Genomic DNA, 20,553 nt, shown 5'->3' on the forward strand with positions numbered 1-20,553 from the left:
GGACAGGCAGTATGCGCGGGTGTGTACTCAACTGGCCTTCCTCGTCGCGGGAGTCGAGGGACGGCGTCTGGTCTGCTGTGCAACGGCCCGGTCGAGTTCGACTTCATCGAGTCCGGTGCGTGTGATCTTCTCTGTGCCGCTGATGATGGCGTCCAGTGCGGCTTCGCGGACGAGGTGGGACAGGCTGCCGATCATGCCCCCGGTGCGGTCGTGCAGGTAGGCGCTCAGCTTGAGGAGGGTCTGCGGGCGGTGGGCATAAAGCCGTAGGGCCTCCTCCAGCGTGGTCACCAAGGACTGCCAGGCTTCTTTGTCCTTGGCCGTCTTGTGGGGGAAGGGGCGAGTGGTGATCTCGGTGTAGCGGCTGGCGATCTGCCCGCCGCGGCGGCCCGTGAACAGCCCAGTGTCCTCAACATCGACTCCGGCCAAGACGAACGTCGCCGGGATGCGCTCGGACAGATACTTGATCTGATCGGAGGCTTCGGCGCCGGTCTTGGTGCGGATGTCGAGGTTATGGAGCTCGTCGATCAGCACCAGGCGGCAGCTCCTGCTGCAGAGCAGGTCGCAGACGCGGTTGGTGATGTCGACCTGGCTGAAACGGCTGGGCAGCGGCAGGCCGATGAAGCGGGCGAGTTCGACCGCGAGCATCTTGGGTGTCGCTGCGGGCGGGACGGTGACATAGACGACGGGCAGGGCCTGGTGCCCGACTTCGCCGCGGCGGCGGCCGAGGAGTTCGTAGTTCTTGCCGAGCTGCGTGATCGCGGTGGTCTTTCCCGTGCCCGCGGGCCCGCTGACGATCAGTCCGCGGCGGGCCGACTGCTGGCGACGGTTGAGGAGGATCCGCTTGCGGCCGGTGGTGGTGACGTGCTGGATCGTGGGAGTGCGGACGATGACCAACTGCGCGTGATAGTCCTCGCGTTCACGCTCACGGGCAGTCCGCTGGTCCGGACTCAGACGCTGAATTGCGGCGGGTGAGAGCACCTCGGGAGGCATGGTCTCTTCGGCGACGAAGCATGCCCAGCCCTCCTTCGTGCTCAGCGGGTGGACGTCCTCTGGTTCCTGCCCGGCGTCCGGGGGCGGGTTCATGGACGGCTCCCGTCGGTGAAGGCGTCGAAGACCCCGAAGGGAATGACCTTGCCGACTGGTTGGTCCTCGTCCTCCGGGCCTTCCTGCGGTTCTTCGGGGAGGGCAGGCCGAAGGCCAGGGTGAACGGGGTGGCTGGCTGCCGCGTGGGTGCGGGCGGCAACTTTGCGGTCCGGGCCGTTCTGAGCCCGGGTGAGCAGGTCTTCCACAACTGCGGCGATCGCGCCTTCGTCGGTGTCGTCGGCGCCCTGGGCGGCCAGGACAGAACGGGCGTGTCGCCAGGTGAAGTCGGCGAAGGGGGCGGAGACGGAGTCCAGCCGGGTCCAGGGGACGGTGATCCAGCCGCCTGCCCGGTGATCGCGGATCCAGATGTGGGACAGATCGTAGGGGTCGTAGTGGACTTCCCAGAGGCCGCCCTTGAGGTCGACGCCAGAAGGCTGGCGCCGGTAGGGCGCCAGGTCGCGGCAGTCGTAGGTGCGGTAGTCCATGACGACGCCGTAGTCGTTGATCTTCCGCCACTCCGCGGGCAGGAGTTCGATGTAGTCGTCGCCGGTCAGGCAGACCGGCAGGTGTCCGCTGCGGGCCACAAGCATCGCGTAGACGTCGTTCGGGGACAGAGCCTGGCCCGGCAGGAACGGGCTGCGGAGGCTGTCGTGGGGCCTCGTCTGCCATCGGGCAACGACCCATTCGTCGAAGAGGTCGGCGAGTTCTCGCAGGGTCCAAACAGCCTGGACGTCCTCACCACGCCGGGTGGGGTTGGAGCCGACGTAGCCGGCGACGTGCTGGCAGAACAGCGTGTTGATCGAGGAAAAGGTGCGTTCCACCACGCCTTTGTCGGTCGGGGTGGCGGGCCGGGCCGGCTGGACGGAGACGCCCAGGGTCTGGCAGGCCGTCACGAACGTCTCCGAGATGAACACCTTGCCGTGGTCGACCACGATGGTGTCCGGGACGATCACCGGTTTCGCGGCGGCGTGTTCCAGGCGGGCATCCACGCTCATCAGCCGCGCGTGCGGGATGAGCGAGACGGACATCCGAAGAGCGTCGTGCCAGCCCGGCCGCATCGGCTCGGGGACCAGGATGCGGGCCAGTAGTAGAGCCGCATCCACGGCCTTGGTGCCCGCAGGCCGCAGGACGGCCGCGCAGATCGTCCGTGTTGCGACGTCGACCGCGATGGTCAGCTCGACCCGGCCCGTCACGCCGTCGTCCAGGATCGCCAGCACGTCCAGCGGGGTGGTGTCGATCTGCACGACCTCGCCGGGCCGGGCGGCCTTCGACGGGGTGAACACCCCTTGCGGGCGGCGGGCTCGTGACCGGCGGGCCGTGGCAGTGCCGAAGGAGTGCATCCCCTCCGACAGGGACCGCACCAGCCGGTAGAGGGTGGACCGTGAAGGCAGCTCGACGGCTCCCTCACCGTGACGCTCGACGAGGATCCGCTCAGCCTCGCGGAGCACCCGGCTCCGGGTTCCCGTGGACAGCTTCTCCTGCCCGGCCAGTGCCTCCGTGATGGCGGTGACCAGCCGTTCGTCCGCGTGCCCGGTCGGCTTGGAGACGCGGGTGGCACGGTGGTCGACCAGCCCCCAAAGTCCCTGCTCGCGCCAGCAGCCCCGCAACCGGAACAGGGTCCGGGCGGTCATCGGCGTCCCGAGAGCGGCCAGTTCCTCCGCCTTCGCCGCGATCCGTTCGTTCACCGTGCGCCACTTCGGGTCGTACTCGGGCCGGGGCCTGGCGGTCGGCTCCGCGCCGGGCAGCAGTCCGGTCTCCATCTCGACCATGTGCCGCTCAAGCAACCGGGCCCGCCGCAGGGCGGGCTCGGGAACGGTGTCCAGCAGTCCGAACGACGGCAACCCCGGCGCTTCGGGCAGGGAGTCGAGCATCTCGAAGCCGTCCGCCGCCAGCAGATGGGAGAACAGCACCAACGATGCTCCGCCGGACTCGCCCTGCAGCCGCACCGTGGTGCCGGCCAGACCCGCCACGAGGTGGACCTGTCCGTCGAACCGGACCCGGTCACCGACCCGCAGCACTCCACGAGGCCCCGAGGCAGTCACCGGCCCGCCTCCCCGGTCATCACCACGGTGCGATCACTCAGGCGACGGCCCAGGTCGGCCCGCAGCAGCCCGCGCCAGAGCAGGTGGAAGACCACCGGGAGCACGCCGATCGGATCACCCAGCGTTGCAGCCTGCCCGAGCAACGGTGCGGGAGTCGCGAAGGCCGCGCAGACCGCCGCCGTCATCCCCTCCGACACGGCGAAGCGCGGATGGCGATAGCCCGCCAGCCAGCGCAGATTCGCCACTCGGACGGGATCGATCTCACTGGCGACACGGTAGGCCCAGCCCACCGCGTCACACGCTTCCCGCGCCCGCTTGAACGACTCGGCGGCCCTCTGGTCGATCCGGTCCGCCGGACGGCAGTCCACCACCAGGCCACTTCCGTCCGCAGCCCGCGCGAAGTAGTCCGGAGCGTGTGACCGGCTGCGGCCTGATCCCTCGTCCCGCCAGCTCAGCCAGAACGGCTGCGAGGAGAACCCCGTCACCAGCGGATCGAAGTCGAGCAGCATCGCGTGATCCCGCTCCAGCCACGATTCGAACCCCACATGCCGACCGGTCGTCACCGCCCAGTACAGCCCCGGAAAATGGCGCTGGCCGCGGTACGACGGGAAGTCCCGCACCGGCAGCGCGTCCTCGAAAGCGACATCCCCGGCCTCGGTCAACGGCCGACGTCTCGTCCCGCCGTCCGCTTCAACCCAGCCGATCTCGTACCTCGACGCATCCGCGTACACGGAAACGTGCTCAACCCCCTGCGGCCCTTCAGGCACCGCCGTCCCCACACGAACCCTCATGGGACGACCATCCAGGGTTCGATGACACAGACCAGATCAGATGAGACCCAAACCACCCTGAAGTCGGAAAACCGGGCACCGGCTCACATGCACCACCGAGACCAGCCACGCTGAACTGCCAACTCGTCTGAGAACAGCAGGCTTCACCGATACGGGACAACTGGAACCAACTGACGGACCAGATCACCTGAGACGACAAGCGAATCGGACCAGATCACCTGCGACAGGCGCCTGATCGCCTGAGACGGGACACCAAGTCCACACGCGGCCCGCGCTGGCGCAGCTGTTGTCCTGTGCCAGCAAAACTTGAGCGTGTGCCATCGAAGCCTGATCGGCGGAAGCCCTGGCTAAGGTCATGCCGGTGCCGCGCCCCGATATGCGCGACGCTCATCTTCGATGGGTGCGGCTCCCCTGAAGGGAACGTGAGCTGAGGCAACGCTGATCGGGGTGTGTTCGGGTCTTCCCGTCTCTACCGTGGCGGTGGAGGAGGCGACTCTGATGGGCTCATTGTTCGAGGAGTTGGAGGCCCGGGAGGCGGCTGTCCGGGTGCGGGTGGAGGAGCTTGAGTCGCAGATCGCGGAGTTGACGGCGCGGCTGGAGGCCGAGCGGGAGACGTGGTCGCGGCTGCGGGTGACGCGGGAGACGGTGGCCGAGGTGGTCGCGGAGATGTCCAGTTCGGACAAGGCGTCGGTCGTCGAGCAGCCGGTGGAGCCGGCGGCGGCCGGGGAGCAGCCGGTGCGGGTGGTCGGGGCGATCATGGTGCCGCACTGGCGGGAGGGGCTGTCGGTGGATGCGCTGCCGGATGTGTACCGCGACATCGTGGAGGTGGTGGCGGACGCGTCGGATCCGATGCAGGCCAAGCAGATCGTACCGAGGATCGGGCTGCCGGCGGTGACGGCGAAGATCGAGGGGACGCGGGGGAAGCTGAAACGGCTGGTGGAGCGGGGCTGGCTGACCGAGGACCAGCCCGGACTGTTCGCGCTCGCTCACCGGACAGCCGAGGCAGGAGGGTGAACTCCCTGAACGATAAAGGCCCTTCTTTCTACCTTCGTAGGTGCCAACCAAAACAAAGCGCAGAAAGAAGAGCGCGATGGAACCCTACGACGCCTGCGATGCCATCGATGAGTTCGCTGCCGCAGTCAGCGCCTTCGGCTGCCTGCAAGGTGACTTGGCCGACCCCACGACCGCAAGGCTGGCGCATCACGAGGTGGAAGAGCTGATCGAGGAGCGGGGCCGTGAGCTGCTGCGTCTGCTATTCCAGGGCCATCTCGACCTGCGGGCCCGCCGGGAATGCGAACAACCCCGCCCGACGGACGGGATGGTGACCGGTGCGGACGGGCTGGTGCGTCCGTACCGGGAGACGGGCCATCACCGCGAGCTGGCCTGCGTGTTCGGCACGGTCACCGTCGAGCGGTGCGCGTGGCGGCAGAAGGGGCTGCCCAGCGTCCACCCCGCCGACCGGGCCCTGTCCCTGCCCGCCGGTCGGCACTCGCACGGCCTGCGCCGGCTCGCGGTCGCCGAGGCCGTCCGCGGCTCCTACGACCAGGCCAAGGCGGCGATCGACCAGCGGTGCGGAAAGGTGCTGGGCAAACGCCAGGCCGAACACCTCATCATCGCCGCGGCCCGGGATATCGATGGCTTCTACCGGCGTCAGATCCCGCTGCCGGCGACCGCCGACACCCTGCTGGTCCTGCAGTTCGACGGCAAAGGCATCGTCATGCGGCCCGAGGCCCTGCGGCCCGCCACCCTCAAGGCCCACCGGGCCGCCCGGCGGGCGATGCGCACCCGGCTGGCCCCGGGCGAGAAGCCGCACCGCAAACGGATGGCCACCCTGGCCTGCGTCTTCGACGCCGACCCCGCGCCTCGCCGTCCGCACGACATCATCGCCCCGCCGGACGGCCGCAGCCGCGAACGAACACCCCGGCCGGGGCCGAAAGCCTCGGCGAAGTGGCTGACCGGGTCGGTCGTCCACCCGCCCGAGCACACCGTCGCCGCCGCCTTCGACCAGGCCGAGGCCCGCGATCGTCACCACCTGCGCACCTGGGCGGTCCTCGTCGACGGCGCTCGCCACCAGCTCGACCTCATCCACGCCGAAGCCGACCGGCGCCGCATCCGCGTGCACGTTCTGCTCGACATCGTGCACGTCAGCGAGTACCTGTGGACCGCGGCGCATGCCTTCCACCCGCCCGGCACCGCTGACGCCGAAGCCTGGGTCGCAGGCCACCTGATCACCATCCTGCACGGCCAGGCCGCCCGCGCCGCGCAAGAGATCACCGCGCAGGCCGCCCGGGCCCGCCTGTGCGGAGCGAAACGCGAGGCCATCGACGCCTGCACCGGCTACCTGGCCGGGCATCTGGGTCAGCTCGGCTACGACACCGCGCTGGCGGCTGGCTGGCCGATCGCCACCGGCGCCATCGAGGGCGCCTGCCGCCACCTGATCGGCGACCGCCTCGACATCACCGGCGCCCGCTGGGGCCTGACCGGCGCCGAAGCCATCCTCAAACTCCGCGCTCTCATCGACAACGACGACTTCCCCGAGTACTGGACCCACCATCTCGCCCGCGAACACGAACGCCTCTACCTCGCCCCCGACCAGGCCGAATACGACCTGACCACCTGAATTCGACCGTCACTCGGGAGAGCCGCACACATCGCGCAAGGGCGAACCAGTGCCGGTGCTACGGTCCCAGTATGTCCAAGGCCGAGATCGACGGCGTCGTCGCCGAGTTCTTCAGTGCGTTCGACAACAGGGGCGGCAAGGCCGCAGATGTGGATCGGGTCCGCCGACTGGTAGTGCCTGGGGGTGTCCTCATCAAGGCAGGGCCGGAGTTCACGGTGTACACCGTGGAGGAATTCATCGAGCCACGCCAACAACTGCTGGCCGAGGGCCGACTGGTGAACTTCAACGAGTGGGAGACTGCGGAGCGCACCGAGACCGTCGGCGTCATCGCATCGCGGTTCAGCGAGTACCGGAAATCCGGGATCCTCGACGGCGTGCCCTTCGAGGGCGGCGGGACGAAGACGATGCAGTTCGTACTCACCCCGGATGGCTGGCGGATCGCTGCGGTCTCCTGGTGCGACCGGCCCTGAGGTCAAAAGCCGCACCGCCGCACGATCTGGAGTACCCCTCCAGGGTCAGCGCGAAGGGGGCAGGCGCAGTTGCATCCAGACCGAGCTGATGTAACCGCCGTTCTTCGTGGCGTACTCCTCGAAGGTGCCCACGTCGGTGAAGCCGAACTTACGGTGCAGAGCCACCGAAGCATCATTGGGAAGTGCGATCCCAGCCAACGCGACATGGACCGGCTGCGAGCGCAGCGTTTCGATGAGGGTGCGGTACAGGGCCGAACCAATCCCAGCGGCCCGCGCATCGGGATCCACGTAGACGCCCAGTTCAACCGTTTGATCGAAGGCCGGATGCGTCCGGTAGGGACTACTTGAGGCGCACCCGAGTACCCGATCGCCGGTCGTGGCCACAAACAGCTGGTGCGGGCCCGTGTCGGAGAATCTCTCGAACCACTGCAAGCGGCTCTCTACCGTGACCGGTTGGGTATCGAAAGTGATGATCGAGTGGGTGACGTAGTGGTTGTAGATCCGCACCAGCTCAGGAAGATCATCTTTGCGTCCGGTGCGTACTACCAGCCCGTCGACGGCACGACGCCCGGCCTCGCGATCTCTTCCTACCATGGGCCGCATCATGCCATGGTCGTTCTCCTAGATCAGCCCGTCCCTGCAGAAGAGCTACACCCATCAAAGCCGGAGAAGCCAATGGCTATCCCTCGTTGGAGTGCTCCCGTGGCCAACAGTGATGCTCAACTGGCCGTGCCTTCCGGTAGGAAGGCCAGCCCCGTCGGCTGTTGCCGTCGCCGCACCTGTTGCCCTTTTAGGTGGCGCACGGGTGGTTTGGTTGGGATGGTGGTCAGGTCACGGACGTGGCGGATGAGCAGTGTCTTGGGGAAGGGGATGACGCCGAGGTCGGGATGGTGACGCTCGACGATGTAGTCGGCGACGCAGCTGGTGAAGTCCTCGGTGAGGACGGGGACGGCGGTGCGGTCGCCGAGGAGTTCGTCGGGAGTGAAGCCGTGGCCGGTCAGTTGGCGGCCCCAGTGCTCTGCGTCGTGGAACTAGGCGCACTGGGCGTGGCCGAGGAAGAGGCAGTACTCGGCGGCGTCGTCCCCGCCCCCGGCGGCGAACTGCCACCAGAACCGTGCGCTGACCTGCTGTGGTCGGGCCTCCAGGCCCGGGACCGACCGCAGCAGGTCAGCGTGCTGGTGTATCTCGCCGGCCGTTGGTGCGTCCGGTGTTCCTCGAGGACGCAGTCTGGGCGGGTGCCTTCCGCGCCGTCTTCGGTGCCGTGGCCTTCTTCGCGGGCGTGGCCGGCGCCTCATGCAGGTCCGCGTCGCCCGTCTCGCCGCGCGCCGTCCGGGCCTTGTCGACCGACTGCTGCAGCATGGCCATCAGGTCCACCAGCCGGCCTGGCCCGGCCACCGGCGGCAGCTGGCGGTCTTCCTGTTTGGCCTCGATCACCGCGTGCAGAGCGTCGGTGTAGTGATCGTCGAATGCCGGGCCTTCGAGGCTGTCGAGTGTCATGGCCTCGATCAACACCAGGGCTTCGTCGATCTCGTCTTCTTCCAGTTGGGCAGCAGCGGGTGCCACGGCGGAGGGGTCGCGGATTTCGTCCGGCCACAGCAGGCCGTGCAACGCGATCACGCCCCGGTGGACCCGCAGCAGACCCAGCCGTTCACGGCCTTGCCACGCGTACCGGGTGACCGCGACCTTGCTGCGGCGTTGAAGGGCATGGCGCAGCAGGACGTAGGGCCTGGCGGCGGCGGAGGCTCACAACAGGCCGAGGTCCCGGGCGCGGAGCGCCGCCTGGGTGCGGTCACGCAGGGCAAGGCGGTTGAGGATGCGGGAGACGTGGTTCTTGACCGTGCCCTCGCTGAGGTACAGCCGCGCGGCGATCTCCCGGTTGGTGTGCCCGTGTGCCAGGAGCCGCAGGATGTCCGTCTCGCGCGGGCTGAGGGAGACCGCGGGAGCCTTGGCGGCGGGGCCGGAACGCGGCAGGAAGGCGGTCAGATGGCCGGCGACGGAGGAGTCGAGTTGGGTGACGCCCGCGTGCGCCAGGCGGACCGCGTGGGCGAGTTCCTCGGCCGGTAGGTCCTTGAGGAGATAGCCGTGCGCGCCGGCCCGCAGGGCCTGCACTACCCACTCCTCGTCGTCGAACGTCGTCAGCATCACGACCCGGCACTCCGGCGCCCGGTCGCGCAGGACGGCGACCGCCTCGACACCGTCCATCTCCGGCATCCGGACGTCCATGAGCACGACGTCCGGCGCGAGTTCCAGAGTCCTCGCCACGGCGTCCCGGCCGTCCACGGCGGTGCCGACGACTTCGATGCCCGGCCGGATGGACAGCAGGGAGGCGATGCCGTCCCGGATGAGCCGCTGGTCGTCCACCACCAGCACCCGCACGGGCGGCGCCTGCTCCGGCTCCTCGTCGTTCATGTCATTGCCTCCCCGTCTGCCCGGACTTCGCCGTCGCCCCGCGCAAGACTGTCACCGTCACTCGGGTGCCGGCGCCCGGGCTGCTGTCGATGTCGACGCTCCCCGCCACCAGATGTACCCGCTCCCTCATGCCGATCAGCCCGAACCCGGCGGCGGCCGCGTCCGGTGCGAAGCCGTTGCCGTCGTCCGTCACCTCCAGCCGCGCGGCGTCCCCGGCCAATCGGACCACAACTGTCACCTGTGTGGCCCGCGCATAGCGGCGCGCGTTGGTCACGGCCTCCTGGGCGGCCCGGTACAGCGCGGTCAGCTCGGCTGGGCCGTAGCCGTCCTCGTCGCCGCTCACCGCGACAGTGACCCGCGGTCGTGCCGCGCCGTCCTGCGCCAGCGCGGCGAGCGCCGCCGACAGCGTGGGGCGCGCCGCCTCATCCCGCAGGGCGCGCACCGACTGCCGTACGTCGCCCAGCGCGAGCCGCACCGATCGCCGCGCCTCGTTCAGTGCCCGCCGGGCACCCTCGGGGTCCAGGCTCTGGAAGTCCGAGGCCATCTCCAGTTGCACGGACATCGCGGTGAGATGGTGACCGAGGCTGTCGTGGATGTCCCGCGCCAGCCGGTTGCGCTCGGTGGCGGCGGACAGTTCGGCGACCCGCGCGGCATACGCCTGAAGTTCGAGCCGTGCGCGCTGCTCGCCGACGGCCACCGCCGCCATCGAGAGCGCCAGCACCAGCCCGACGCAGAGCATCAACAGGTCGGACACGTGCTCCTGGTCGCGGTACCAGCCGGGCGCGGTCAGCAGGTAGGTGGTGAGCAGCCCGGCCAGACGCAGCGTGCCCAGCGCCAGCGCGGTCGTGCGGCCGAAGGCGAAGTAGGCGGTGAACGGCAGCAGCACGAACAGCACTTGGGACAGTCCCGAGGCGTCCAGCAGCACCACCGCGGCGATCAGGGTGCAGCGGGCCAGCAACAGCGGCACCCGGGCAGCGGGCCGACGGCGTCCGGCCGCCTCCAGGGCGAACAGGGCACCGATCGTGGTGACGAAGCCGGCTGTCCGCCAGGACGTCGGCCCGGGGCCGTCGTCCAGGCCGGCCGCCGCGGAGTACAGACCACCCACCAGTACGACGCCGTACAGCAGCGGCGACACCCATCGCACGGGCACATACGCCACCATGCGCACCCCCTCACCCGTTGCCGCCAGGCTAGGCCGCTCACGACCGACCCGGGAGACCGACGGGCACATCACGGCCGGATCAGGCCCGACGGCATGTGCCGAACGGCCCGCCGCCGTCCGGAAGACGGTGACTTCCGGACGCCGATGCACGACGTCCTTCACCTCCCGACGACGACCGGCCGCTTCCTACGGTTGCGACCCGGACCCGCTGTCCGAACAGGTACTCACCGTTCGGCCCAGCAGTCGGCTGTGTGAGCGACCACCTACCGTCCGAGCAACGGAGCAACCCCATGTCCTCATCCGTCACCTCATCCGCCTCATCGACATTTCGCGTCGGCGCGCTGTGCGGGGCGCTGTCCGGCCTGCTGATCGCCCTGCCCGGCCTGGTCGAGGCCTTCACCGGAGAGACCTCGGCGACCAGCGTCCCGCTTGCCCTCGCCCCCGCGTTCGCCCTGCCGCTGCTCACCGCGCTGCACCTGCGCCAGCAACTGGCCGCCGGGAGCCTCGGGAAGATCGCCGCCACCGTGAACCTCATCGGCCTCGGCCTGTTCGGCGGTGCCGCGTTCGCGTCGAACCTGGTGCTCTTCTACTTGGACGAGGACGTCGTCGACGAGACCCTGACCGGCCCCACCATCCCCGCGCTCAGCGGCTCCGCGGCCGTCTTCGCCGTGGGCTGCGCCCTGTTCGGGGCGGCCATGATCCGCGCCCAGGTCTTCCCGAAGGTCCCGTCGTGGGGATACGCCGTGGTCCTGCCGCTCTTCGCGTTCCTGACCGCGCTGCCCGACTCCCTGCTCACCAGCGCGCTGCACGTCCTGGTCGGCGCCATCCTCATATGGCTCTCGGCCGCGCTGTGGCGCACGGCCCCAGCCGTCGAGCACACCACGGACCCGAACCGGATACCAGTCTGAGACGACGTGCGCTGCCGGCGCACAGGCACTGTCCATCAACTCGAACCTGCACCCGTCCGGTTTCGACGAGATCACGCCCAAGACCCGGGCCACCCCACGTCGACCGGCTCCCGCACGCCCGGACCGCAGGGCACACCGGGCGCCGTGTGCGCCCGCAGTCCGATCGCCATGGGACTCCGCCCATGGCGATCGTCCCCGGTACCGATCCAGATGACCACGACTCGGCTTCAGGGCCGCGGGACCGAGCTCCACTCCGGGGTGGGAGACGGGGGGTTCGCGGCGGGGGAGGGAGGACTGAGGCAGTGGTTGTGGTTGGGGTTGGGGGACGGTGCTCGTCCCGCCCGATCCGCTTGTCCCGCCTGTCGTCCAACCGGATCCGGTGGCCGTACCGGCCCTCTGCCGGTTCGCGGGGCCGCCGTGTCCGGCGTATGGCCTCCGTCTTCGCGGCGTAGGAACGGGAGAGGCTGACTCGGAGGGGCTCGGCGAGGAGGCTTGGGTTCTAGGAGTCGTTGCAACACCCCAGTTCAAGGGGTGCGATGGACTTCGAGATCCGTAAGGACCGGGAGAGGCCTCAGGGCAGGAAGAAGCTCGCCAGGGAGCGGGAGGCATACTCCCGGCTCATGCAGCAGGGTGTGAGCAACCGGGAAGCGTGCCGGATCGTCGGGATCGACCGCCGGACCGGCCAGAAGTGGCGCAACGGTCGTCAGGCATACGGTAACCGGAAGGCGCTGCCACCGATCAACGCGGTGGCAGCGCCCTGCGGGCCGTCCCGGTACCTGCGCGAGGAAGACCGCATTCACATCGCCGACCGGCTGCGGGAGAAGGCGACCGTGCGGGCGATAGCCGCGGAGCTGGGCCGCAGCCCGTCGACGGTCAGCCGGGAGATCCGCCGCAACCGTCACCCGACGGGCGGCCAGTACCGCCCGCACGCGGCCCAGGCCCGTGCCGATGCCCGCCGGCCCCGTCCGAAGCCCGGGAAGATCGGCCAGAACCCGCAGCTGCGCAACTTCATCCAGGACCACCTGGACCTACGGTGGAGCCCGGAGCAGATCTGTCAGGCTCTGCGGGCACGGTTTCCCCAGCGGCCGGAGATGCACGTGGTCCACGAGACGGTCTACCAGGCCCTCTACGTCCAGGGCCGGGGTGAGCTGCGCCGCGAACTGGCCCGCGCCCTGCGCACCGGACGCGCCCGGCGCAGACCTCGCCGCCAGGCCCAGCAGCGCCGGCCCCGGTTCGCCACCCCGATGGTCATGATCAGCGAGCGTCCGGCCGAAGCCGAGGACCGGGCGGTCCCCGGGCACTGGGAGGGCGATCTCATCATCGGCAAGGACGGAAAGTCGGCGATCGGTACCCTGGTCGAGCGGGCCACCCGCTACGTCATGCTCCTGCATCTGCCCGGCGACCACGGCGCCGAGAGCGTTCGCGACGCGCTGGTCACCACGGTCCGGACCCTGCCGTCCCACCTGCGACGGTCCCTGACGTGGGACCAGGGCTCGGAAATGGGCAGCCACGGCGCGTTCACCATCGCCACCGACGTCCCGGTCTACTTCTGCGATCCGGCCAGCCCCTGGCAGCGCGGCTCGAACGAGAACACCAACGGCCTGCTCCGGCAGTACTTCCCCAAGGGCACCGACCTCGCCGTCCACACCCGCGAGCACCTCGACGCCGTCGCCGCCGAGCTGAACGGCCGCCCACGCAAAACGCTCGGCCGGGAAACCCCAGCCGAGCGCCTGCATAAACTGCTCACCGCCTGATCAACACAACCACGTGTTGCGACGACACCTAGAAACCGCCAGGTTGGGGAGGAGCCCCCACTTTCAACGGCAACGCCCTGCCCGAGCCGTTGTGTCGTGTGGGATGATCGGCCGCATGATCGAAGCTCCAGCACGGAAGGGCGGCCTCCGCCCCGCCCGATGACGTGGCCGGACGAGGCCGTGGCCGACGGCACCGCCACGACACCCGCCCACCCTTCTCGTATCGCGCTCTTCGAGACAATACGCGCCGACCGCACCGGCCCCGTCGCCACCCGGCTGCTCCGGCTCGCCCACGCCGGCACCCCCTTCGTGCGCCGAGAGGCATTGGACCTCCTCCACAGTCTGGCCCGCGAACGGCCCTGGCCAGAGGCCGTCAACGCCGCAGTGGCCCGGCTCAGTGACCCCGATGAGGAGGTACGGCGCCGAGCCGCGTGCCTCTTCGGCTACCGCGGGCAGCCCGGCCTGGTTCTCGAGGCCCTCGGCGAACTCGCCGATCCTGTCGTGCGCACCATCCTGGCCAGGGCGCTTGGGCCGACCGCCGCCCGCCTGACGGGTGATGACCTCGCGTCGGTCCGCTTCCTCGCCCACCTGGAGACGCTGCGGGCAGCGCCACCCACGCGATGGAGCTCCCTGGACGCCGCACTCCTCGACGATGTCCGGGAGGCCGCGCACCACCTGGAGGACATCGGACACCTCTGGGGCCAGGCCCTGTACGGACTGAGGCGCGAGCACGACACCTATGCCCTCGTGGCCCGCCTCCTCGCCGACCCCGCCACCCGGGACATCGGCGCAGGCCTGGCCCGCGAGGCGTGCCACGACTGGCGGGTGGCCCCGGTCAGGCTGCTGCCGCTGCTCGTCGAGCACCGCGGCGAGAGGGTCACCCCGGCTCTTGGTGTTGCCCTCACGACAGCCTCGATCTCCGAGGCGGCGATGCGGACGCACGGAGCTCTCCTCGCCGAAGTCCCCTTCACGCCGTACCCGAGGGCCCGCCGGATCCCGTCCACCACGACGGCGTACGACAGCGCATCCGCCGCCGCGCTCCTCGCCGCCAAGCCCGTGGGCATCACCCGCCTCGCTCACGCCTGCGAGATCTTCGAGGCCCTGCTGAACGCCGGCCCGCTGACCTTCCGGCAGGCGGCCCAGCTGTACAACCTGACCTTCCGTCGGCCTGGCCGTTCACAGGCGGAGTGCGCCCCGCTGTGGCTGCGGCACGCCGGTCCTTCCGCACTGCCGCGGCTGCTCGCCCTCATGACACCGCACCTGGCCGACTACGCGGTCGGCGAGTACTACCTGGCAGGTCTCGCCCGGATGGGCGGCCACGCACGCCTCGCGCTGCCGGCCGTGACGGCGCTGATCGACAGGCGTACCCGCATCCCCGTCAACGACTCCACCCGCGACGCCGAGATGAGACTGGACGAAAGCCTTCTGGCCGCCGCTCTCAGCACTCGCCGCGCGATCCACGCGGACGCCGTTGCGACGCCTCCTGCCCCGCCGTCTCCCCGATAGCCGCCAGCTCGAGTCCTTCACGCGCCAAGTGAACGCTCAGTCACAAGCATCATGCTGTGGTCAGGGCCGGTCGGCAGCTCGGAGTTCGATGTCGACCATGGCGGAGGCGATTTCGTCCTTGCGCCACTTCTCGGGGGAGTTGTGGTTCACCAGGCCGCCCGCGCAGGCCATGGGCAGCAGTTCTGCCTTGGTGTGGCTGCGCATCAGCTCGTTCATGCGCTGCGCTCGCGTCCGGCCCCGTGCTGCCTGGGTCTCGCGCTCTTCCCCCGTCACCGTGTCGCCCTGGTCGTGGTTCTCCTGCGCTTCCGACGGCGCGTCCTGGACGGGACCGTCGTTCGCCGGAGCTGGGCCGCCGGACGGGGCCGGCACCAGTGCGGCCTTTGCCCAGGGCACGCCCAGGGCGGCGAGGGCGGCCTGCTGATCGGGGATGAGCCCGCCTCACCTCGATTTGGTGTTCGAGACCCATACGCCCAGCTTCACGACCACCGGCTCCGCCTCGCCGTCGACCGCGATCTGCTCGCTGTGCCCGCGCAGCGGCGGCCGGTCCGCGCCTTCCCGCTCCACCCACTGTGCGAGGGCGGTCAGGCCGCGCTGGTACGCCTGCTGCGCCTTGCTCGGGCCCTTCGTCGCATGCGTGGCCGCAGGGGCCGGAGGCGGCGCCTGGACAGCCGCTCCTGCTGTTCGGTGGACACCTGCGCTCAAGTGGCCGGCTCGGTCTGCCGCTTCAACCACCGTCCGATGTCATCGCCGTCCATCAGTACACCGGGCTGGGCCCTTGGCAGCCTGAGGCGGTGGCACTTCGGCCAGTGCCTTACGCAGACTTGGACGCGCGATCAGTCGAAGAGCGGGCGCCCGCCGATGCCCAGAATCGTGTCGCACCAGGGGCACTGGGTATGGCCGTTGATCAGGTGCTTCGGAAGATGTAAAGGTGCGACTACACGAGGGGCACCGTGTTCTGTCCGGGTTTTCCTGGCCATTGCTGTCCAGGATCGCCAACCTAGGAGATGACGCGGGGCTGAGCCCGCGCCGTTCGGTATATGCCTCGGCGACTTTGATGGCATCTGCACGTCTGAAGTTCCTGAGAGCCGTCTCAAGCAGAGCGCGCATCGACACCCCGGCGCGGTGGTCCCGGCGGATCGCCGCATACAGATCGGCCTTGGATTTCGACAGGCGCATCGGTGCCCCCAGAGGGAGAAGCATAGCCATCGTCCCACCACAATGCCCTAACTGCCCCTAAAACACAGTGATATCGCTTTTGCCAGAACAATGGTGACATCCGCGCTCAACGACAAACGACACTACGACTCACCGACAGAGCCGATTGGTTCTGTATGTGGGAGCGAGCAACGTCGATCGACGGTTTCGGGTAGCACTCGAGGATCGCGGAGCCCGAAAATGTCGATGAGAACCAGCAACGCTCCGAGAGGACCGGGTGGTGCGCGGATGGCCCGAACAACGGTCCGGGACACCTGAGAGAGTGGCTTCCGGATTGATCGGGTCGGTCCGGGGCGGTCGGAAAGGGGGTCCGAGCGCCGAGCCGCCGGAGACCTTGATGATGCAGCCACTCACGGAAGTCCACGAGCCTGTCGATGACGGTCGCATGCGCACGGCTGAGCAGGCCAGGGACCTGACCCGGGGCTTCTTGTTGGTGGCCGCGCCGGAGGGCGGCAGCGGCGTGGATGCGGTGCTGGTGGTGGTATCGGAGCCGGTCGCCGATGCGGTGCTGGATGCTGGCGGGGTGACCGGGTTCCAGCTGGGGGCCGGTGCGGGAACGGTGACGGTCCGGACCGGTCGCTGTCCCTCGACGAAGCCTCGGAGCGGAATCGCTGGGCCCGGCACTACCGCGAGCTAGCCGGGCGTCCCGTCCCGCTCGCTTCCTCGGGCGAGGCGCTGGGCTTGCCCGGTGTGTATATCGCCTACCCACTCCCAGCCGGGCTTAGCCGATGGGCCGAGCCGGGGGTCATCGGGAGCATGGCCGTCACGCAAGGCATGCACGTACGACCGATCCTGGTCGATCCGTGCGCGTACCTGATCAGCTCCGCCGACGGACCCATGACCGGGGACGAGGACATCGACGTCGCCCGCCACGCCCTCGAGTAGGCGCAGCCCGACAAGGTAGTCCTCAATCGGGTCATTGGTGCTGTTCAAGTTGTCGAGCATCGGAATCAGGACATCAGAAAGCATGTCGCCTGCGACGAGAACGCCGCACTCCTCGATCAACAGCGCCGCATGGCCCGGGGCATGCGCCGGATGCTCGATAATCCGGACTTGAGGGCCATCCCAAGGAATGTGCGTAGTTTCGGCGGGCAGACCGGTAATGCGGCCGAACAGGTCCAGCGGTACCTCCTCGGCGACTTCCGGCGGTAGCCCCTCGGCGGCGCGGGCCTTCCAGTCCGGGTTCGACAGCAGATCTCGCATATAAGCCGCACAGCGGGCTGTACCGTACCGGGGCGCTTCGCCGAGTTCGGTGTCCCAGAGCACGTGATCCCAATCGGGATGCGTCGAGAAGCCTGCCACAACGGGCTGGCCCAACTCGCGAAGGTCGTTCGCGAGGCAGGCCATTTCGACGCCCGTTATTCCGGGGTCGATGAGCAACACGCCGGCCCGGCCCTGCACGACGACCGTGTTGTTCTGGAGTAACTCGCTCTGGTGGCTCAGCACGCCCTCCGCGACCTGTCTCAGCACGGTGGCCCCCTCCGCTTGTGATGTGTAACCGCTCGTCGAGACGCTAGTTCCTGGTGGTGGTAGATTGCAAGCACTATGGGTGAAGCGAATGAGCCGCGGTCGGAGTGCCCGATCAACGCAGCCATCGAGGTGTTCGGCGATCGTTGGAGTCTGCTCGTCCTCCGTGACATCGTCTTCGGAGACCGTCGCTACTTCCGGGAGCTGCAGGCCAACTCAATCGAGGGGATTGCCTCGAACATTCTCGCCGACCGACTCAAGCGACTCGTCGAGTTCGGACTGCTCACCCGCGAGGACACGCGACGTGGCCAGCGGGCGCGCTACAGCCTGACCGAACCCGCGATCCAACTCGTACCCGTGTTCGCGCAGCTCGGCAGCTGGGGACTTCGCCACCGGCCCACGAGCCGCGCACTGCGCGTTCGCGCCGAGCTGCTCGAACAAGGCGGCCCCGCGCTCTGGGAGGAGTACATGGACGAACTTCGCCACTTGCACCTTGGCTCCGAATCCCCACCGCGATCACCGAGCGTTCGCGAACGCCTGAACGCGGCTTACCTCGCTGCCACCAGCTCCTCGTAGCTGCCTGGCCGTCGGCCATGTCCCAAGGCGCCAACGGGCGCCGCCCGAGATGATGTCTCGCATGGGAACGGCATACAGGACACTCCGCGCGGCCGTCGGCCGGCGTCGAGGCTGCGGCCAGACCGATTCCAACGCCGCTTTGACCGTGCGGTATCCGACACCGTGTTCGCGCATCAAGGCGCGGTACGACATCCTCGCCCAGGCAGCACGGCGGATCGCCGCGTAAGTTCGACGCTTGGGCTTCGGTGGCGGTGGCCGCTTCGATCCATGCCGGCAGTTGGTCGCCTTGCGGGTGGGTGAGCATGTGGGGGAGGAGCGCACGTGCTCGGCGAGTACGGTCAGTTCGGGACAGGCGGCCAGGACGGCCTTGAACTGGAGCCGGTCGCCCTCGGCCAGGGCGTTGGGGTGGGTGAGGATCCACTGGGTGACGGCGCGGGCCGATGGCGGCCGGGGCACGCGCCGGCGGCTGACCGGCCGACCCCACAGTCTCCAGGCATTCGTGCAGCCTTCCCGCCACCGCTGGTCGAGGTAAGGCTTGTAGGCGTCGAGTTTGGTCGCGCGGCTCTGCCACTGCCCGGTGAACAGTTCCTCCGCGGTGGCGGCGCGGGAGAAACGCAAGATGGTGTTGAGGGTCATGTCGAGTTGCCGGGCGACGGACCGCTTGCTGTGACCGGCCGCCAGGAGCGTGTGGATTGCGGCGTGCTTGCCGCGGGTGCGTTCGGCGAAGCGGTGGCCCGTCGGCCACGGCGATGACGCAGTCGGCTCCGCCTCCGCCTGCGGTTCGTCGGGCGGTGTCGGGATAGGGCGCAGGCAGCCGCGGTGCCGGTAGACGCACTTCTCGGCGGCTTCTCCCAGGTTGGCCAGAGGTGCCACTGATCGGCGATCTGGAGGGCCTGTGGGGCGCCTCGGGTGGCACCTTCGGCATAGAAGGGGGCGCGGTCTCGGCAGACGATCTCGATGCCGGGCCGCTCGGCGAGCCAGGCCGCCAGCGTGTCTGCTTCACGGTCGGGCAGGAGGTCGATCGGAGGACGCGTCTCGACATCGACGAGCACAGTGCTGGAGATACGGCCTCTGAGCTGAGCGAATTCGTCCACGCCGACCACGCGGGGCATGTCGATGGGCGGGCCCGGCAACGAGGTGATCAGCCTCAGCAGGATGTTCCGGCTGACCGGTACCCCAAAGACTTCCGTCATCCGGGCGCGGGCCCGGCCCGCGAGCGCAAGACCGACCGAGACCAACGTCGATCGCAGTCGCTCGGTCCGTCGGCCGAACCGGCGGGTGAGCCCGGGCACCTGCTCGGCGAACGTCTTACGCGGACAGGAGCGCTCCGGCAGACGAAACCGACGCACCCGTAACGACACCACAACCAACTTGCCAACCGCTGGCGGATCACGAGGAAACCTCAGGACTAGCCATGTATTCGACCTGACCAGCACCCGCATCCAGGGCAGGCCACCCCGCTGGCAGTGGTCCGGGCCTCGACCCGGACGACCGTGTCGGTCACCTCGATCGACTCCACGCTCACGCCCTCCACCGAGGAGAACAACAGCTCATCCAGCTGCGGCCGTACTTCGTTCACGGCGCAGCACTGTCGACCACACCGCATTCCGGGCGGGCGATTTTCGGGTGACCTCAACCGCCACCACACGAAGATCGACAGTCACGTCGCGTACGCGACCCCCAGAAGTGGACCAGAGCGTGGGAGCTGATACCACTTGTCGCTCAGAGCGGGGAACGCAAGGTTTGCCGGAGGGCGATGTTGCCGAGTTCTGGCACCAACAAGGGCCTTGCGGTGGGAGTCTGGGGTTCCTCTGCGGCCCGAGGCGTCCGGTCCCGTTCGTCAGCCCTACGGCATGACGCCAGTGGAGCACGGCCCGATCGCCGTTACCGTCTTTCCCGCCGCATGGACGTCTTGCACGTCGCCTGACAGATCCTGCACCAGGCGCCAGCCGAACCCGCCTGGTTTGCTGGCGTCCCAGGGCAGGCCGTGGCAGGGCAGGTCCGTGGCGGGGTCGTGCTGGCGTCTTGCACCTCCACCGTCACCGTCCCCGGCCGGGCTGGCTAGGGCGACTTCTTCCGGCCCCACCGAGGCGATTCCAGCAGGCCCCGAAATGTGAAGCCCGCTCCGAGGCGACCTGCATCGGCCCCGCCCGTGACCGGCTCGGAGGGCCAAGTAGGACTGTTTTCAAGCCGTCTTCGCTGGCGGCGATCTTCACAGATTGGGGCCGATTCGAGGCGCCTCGGTGGTCCCAAAACGCGTCGCCATAGCCAGCCGGGCTTCCAGCCGGAACCCGGTCACCCGCCGGCATGCTGCACCGCGTTGGTGAACAGCTCCGGCACCACGAGCAGAACTGCGGCCACCTCGTTCCCGCCCTTCGGCGCGGCCACCAGCATGAAGCCACGGGCCACATTTCTGGCCTGCTCCGCCGTCCGCACGCTGCCTTCATCGACAGGCTCGTGGCCCTCCGTGGGTGAATGCACCATTTCGATCTCCGGAGCTCGGCGCTCGGCGCTCGAACACCATCCGCCTGCCCGGGAAAGACCGGATCA

General features: G+C 69.0%; 19 protein-coding genes and 2 pseudogenes. 9 read left to right on the forward strand and 12 right to left on the reverse strand.

All coding sequences use genetic code 11. The annotated features are described in order from the left end of the window. Positions 1-27: 27 nt before the first annotated feature. The 3 genes from Q4V64_RS53445 to Q4V64_RS53455 are packed head-to-tail and all read right to left on the reverse strand — an operon-like array spanning position 28 to position 3,787. Positions 28-1,083 (reverse strand): AAA family ATPase, encoded by a 1,056-nt coding sequence (locus Q4V64_RS53445; protein ID WP_172629638.1) that lies wholly within the window; start codon positions 1,081-1,083, stop codon positions 28-30. Further along, positions 1,080-3,125 (reverse strand): Mu transposase C-terminal domain-containing protein, encoded by a 2,046-nt coding sequence (locus Q4V64_RS53450; RefSeq protein ID WP_124445746.1) that lies wholly within the window; start codon positions 3,123-3,125, stop codon positions 1,080-1,082. The genes Q4V64_RS53445 and Q4V64_RS53450 overlap by 4 nt, the downstream gene beginning before the upstream one ends. After that, on the reverse strand, positions 3,122-3,787 hold the full coding sequence (locus Q4V64_RS53455) for a TnsA-like heteromeric transposase endonuclease subunit (RefSeq protein ID WP_253267553.1): 666 nt from the start codon (positions 3,785-3,787) through the stop codon (positions 3,122-3,124). The genes Q4V64_RS53450 and Q4V64_RS53455 overlap by 4 nt, the downstream gene beginning before the upstream one ends. A gap of 627 nt (positions 3,788-4,414) precedes the next feature. Here Q4V64_RS53455 and Q4V64_RS53460 point away from each other — a divergent pair. From Q4V64_RS53460 to Q4V64_RS53470, 3 genes are all read left to right on the forward strand, one after another. Then, positions 4,415-4,930, forward strand: a complete 516-nt coding sequence (locus tag Q4V64_RS53460; protein WP_124440536.1) for a hypothetical protein — start codon at positions 4,415-4,417, stop codon at positions 4,928-4,930. A gap of 76 nt (positions 4,931-5,006) precedes the next feature. Beyond that, a complete protein-coding gene (locus Q4V64_RS53465; RefSeq protein WP_124440535.1) occupies positions 5,007-6,536 on the forward strand; it encodes an ISKra4 family transposase in 1,530 nt (509 codons plus the stop codon). Between the two features lie 71 nt (positions 6,537-6,607). Beyond that, complete coding sequence (locus Q4V64_RS53470) at positions 6,608-7,006, forward strand: DUF4440 domain-containing protein (protein ID WP_124440534.1); 399 nt, start codon at positions 6,608-6,610, stop codon at positions 7,004-7,006. Between the two features lie 45 nt (positions 7,007-7,051). Here the strand turns inward: Q4V64_RS53470 and Q4V64_RS53475 are convergent, their stop codons facing one another. From Q4V64_RS53475 to Q4V64_RS53490, 4 genes and pseudogenes are all read right to left on the reverse strand, one after another. Beyond that, the gene (locus tag Q4V64_RS53475; RefSeq protein ID WP_124440537.1) at positions 7,052-7,600 is read right to left on the reverse strand and encodes a GNAT family N-acetyltransferase; all 549 of its coding nucleotides are present in this window, start codon (positions 7,598-7,600) and stop codon (positions 7,052-7,054) included. Between the two features lie 573 nt (positions 7,601-8,173). Beyond that, positions 8,174-8,731: pseudogene (locus Q4V64_RS53480) on the reverse strand (Ku protein); the annotation flags it as partial. Positions 8,732-8,749: 18 nt separating this feature from the next. Next, the gene (locus Q4V64_RS53485; RefSeq protein ID WP_124440532.1) at positions 8,750-9,415 is read right to left on the reverse strand and encodes a response regulator transcription factor; all 666 of its coding nucleotides are present in this window, start codon (positions 9,413-9,415) and stop codon (positions 8,750-8,752) included. A gap of 1 nt (position 9,416) precedes the next feature. After that, the gene (locus Q4V64_RS53490) at positions 9,417-10,577 is read right to left on the reverse strand and encodes a sensor histidine kinase (protein WP_124440531.1); all 1,161 of its coding nucleotides are present in this window, start codon (positions 10,575-10,577) and stop codon (positions 9,417-9,419) included. A 290-nt stretch (positions 10,578-10,867) separates the two neighbouring features. Here Q4V64_RS53490 and Q4V64_RS53495 point away from each other — a divergent pair, with 290 nt between their 5' ends. The 3 genes from Q4V64_RS53495 (at position 10,868) to Q4V64_RS53505 (ending at position 14,745) form a co-directional block, all read left to right on the forward strand. Further along, complete coding sequence (locus Q4V64_RS53495) at positions 10,868-11,485, forward strand: hypothetical protein (protein WP_124440530.1); 618 nt, start codon at positions 10,868-10,870, stop codon at positions 11,483-11,485. Positions 11,486-12,021: 536 nt separating this feature from the next. Then, positions 12,022-13,239 (forward strand): IS30 family transposase, encoded by a 1,218-nt coding sequence (locus tag Q4V64_RS53500; protein WP_348540796.1) that lies wholly within the window; start codon positions 12,022-12,024, stop codon positions 13,237-13,239. Positions 13,240-13,398: 159 nt separating this feature from the next. Then, positions 13,399-14,745 (forward strand): hypothetical protein, encoded by a 1,347-nt coding sequence (locus tag Q4V64_RS53505; protein WP_124445842.1) that lies wholly within the window; start codon positions 13,399-13,401, stop codon positions 14,743-14,745. 60 nt (positions 14,746-14,805) lie between these two features. On the opposite strand, the gene Q4V64_RS53510 is transcribed toward Q4V64_RS53505, so the two are convergent. Then, complete coding sequence (locus tag Q4V64_RS53510) at positions 14,806-15,138, reverse strand: hypothetical protein (protein ID WP_124445841.1); 333 nt, start codon at positions 15,136-15,138, stop codon at positions 14,806-14,808. A 48-nt stretch (positions 15,139-15,186) separates the two neighbouring features. After that, positions 15,187-15,512 (reverse strand): annotated as a pseudogene (locus Q4V64_RS53515) (helicase); the annotation flags it as partial. 785 nt (positions 15,513-16,297) lie between these two features. Here Q4V64_RS53515 and Q4V64_RS53520 point away from each other — a divergent pair. After that, entirely contained in the window at positions 16,298-16,597 is a 300-nt protein-coding gene (locus Q4V64_RS53520; protein ID WP_124445840.1) for a hypothetical protein, read from the forward strand. On the opposite strand, the gene Q4V64_RS53525 is transcribed toward Q4V64_RS53520, so the two are convergent. After that, complete coding sequence (locus Q4V64_RS53525) at positions 16,594-17,430, reverse strand: MBL fold metallo-hydrolase (protein WP_124445839.1); 837 nt, start codon at positions 17,428-17,430, stop codon at positions 16,594-16,596. The genes Q4V64_RS53520 and Q4V64_RS53525 overlap by 4 nt on opposite strands. A gap of 75 nt (positions 17,431-17,505) precedes the next feature. On the opposite strand from Q4V64_RS53525, the gene Q4V64_RS53530 reads away from it, so the two are divergent. Next, positions 17,506-18,003, forward strand: a complete 498-nt coding sequence (locus Q4V64_RS53530; protein ID WP_124445838.1) for a helix-turn-helix domain-containing protein — start codon at positions 17,506-17,508, stop codon at positions 18,001-18,003. Here Q4V64_RS53530 and Q4V64_RS53535 read toward each other — a convergent pair. Next, positions 17,944-18,876 carry a hypothetical protein gene (locus Q4V64_RS53535; protein WP_253267582.1) on the reverse strand — a complete coding sequence of 311 codons (933 nt, stop codon included), beginning with the start codon at positions 18,874-18,876 and terminating at the stop codon, positions 17,944-17,946. The genes Q4V64_RS53530 and Q4V64_RS53535 overlap by 60 nt on opposite strands. Between Q4V64_RS53535 and Q4V64_RS53540 the strand changes: the two genes are divergently transcribed. After that, positions 18,870-19,358, forward strand: a complete 489-nt coding sequence (locus Q4V64_RS53540) for a hypothetical protein (protein ID WP_253267581.1) — start codon at positions 18,870-18,872, stop codon at positions 19,356-19,358. The genes Q4V64_RS53535 and Q4V64_RS53540 overlap by 7 nt on opposite strands. Positions 19,359-20,298: 940 nt before the next feature. Here Q4V64_RS53540 and Q4V64_RS53545 read toward each other — a convergent pair. Beyond that, on the reverse strand, positions 20,299-20,487 hold the full coding sequence (locus tag Q4V64_RS53545; RefSeq protein WP_124445836.1) for a hypothetical protein: 189 nt from the start codon (positions 20,485-20,487) through the stop codon (positions 20,299-20,301). Positions 20,488-20,553: the final 66 nt, after the last annotated feature.

It is taken from the genome of Streptomyces sp. NL15-2K, assembly GCF_030551255.1.
In the GTDB taxonomy this organism is placed as follows: domain Bacteria; phylum Actinomycetota; class Actinomycetes; order Streptomycetales; family Streptomycetaceae; genus Streptomyces.

Bases quoted from the DNA above. Each gene is read 5' to 3' on its own strand.
- Q4V64_RS53445 (WP_172629638.1), bottom strand. From the start codon at position 1,083: ATGAACCCGCCCCCGGACGCCGGGCAGGAACCAGAGGACGTCCACCCG.
- Q4V64_RS53460 (WP_124440536.1), top strand. From the start codon at position 4,415: ATGGGCTCATTGTTCGAGGAGTTGGAGGCCCGGGAGGCGGCTGTCCGG.
- Q4V64_RS53465 (WP_124440535.1), top strand. From the start codon at position 5,007: ATGGAACCCTACGACGCCTGCGATGCCATCGATGAGTTCGCTGCCGCA.
- Q4V64_RS53470 (WP_124440534.1), top strand. From the start codon at position 6,608: ATGTCCAAGGCCGAGATCGACGGCGTCGTCGCCGAGTTCTTCAGTGCG.
- Q4V64_RS53475 (WP_124440537.1), bottom strand. From the start codon at position 7,600: ATGGTAGGAAGAGATCGCGAGGCCGGGCGTCGTGCCGTCGACGGGCTG.
- Q4V64_RS53485 (WP_124440532.1), bottom strand. From the start codon at position 9,415: ATGAACGACGAGGAGCCGGAGCAGGCGCCGCCCGTGCGGGTGCTGGTG.
- Q4V64_RS53490 (WP_124440531.1), bottom strand. From the start codon at position 10,577: ATGGTGGCGTATGTGCCCGTGCGATGGGTGTCGCCGCTGCTGTACGGC.
- Q4V64_RS53495 (WP_124440530.1), top strand. From the start codon at position 10,868: ATGTCCTCATCCGTCACCTCATCCGCCTCATCGACATTTCGCGTCGGC.
- Q4V64_RS53500 (WP_348540796.1), top strand. From the start codon at position 12,022: ATGGACTTCGAGATCCGTAAGGACCGGGAGAGGCCTCAGGGCAGGAAG.
- Q4V64_RS53505 (WP_124445842.1), top strand. From the start codon at position 13,399: ATGACGTGGCCGGACGAGGCCGTGGCCGACGGCACCGCCACGACACCC.
- Q4V64_RS53520 (WP_124445840.1), top strand. From the start codon at position 16,298: ATGATGCAGCCACTCACGGAAGTCCACGAGCCTGTCGATGACGGTCGC.
- Q4V64_RS53530 (WP_124445838.1), top strand. From the start codon at position 17,506: ATGGGTGAAGCGAATGAGCCGCGGTCGGAGTGCCCGATCAACGCAGCC.
- Q4V64_RS53545 (WP_124445836.1), bottom strand. From the start codon at position 20,487: ATGGTGCATTCACCCACGGAGGGCCACGAGCCTGTCGATGAAGGCAGC.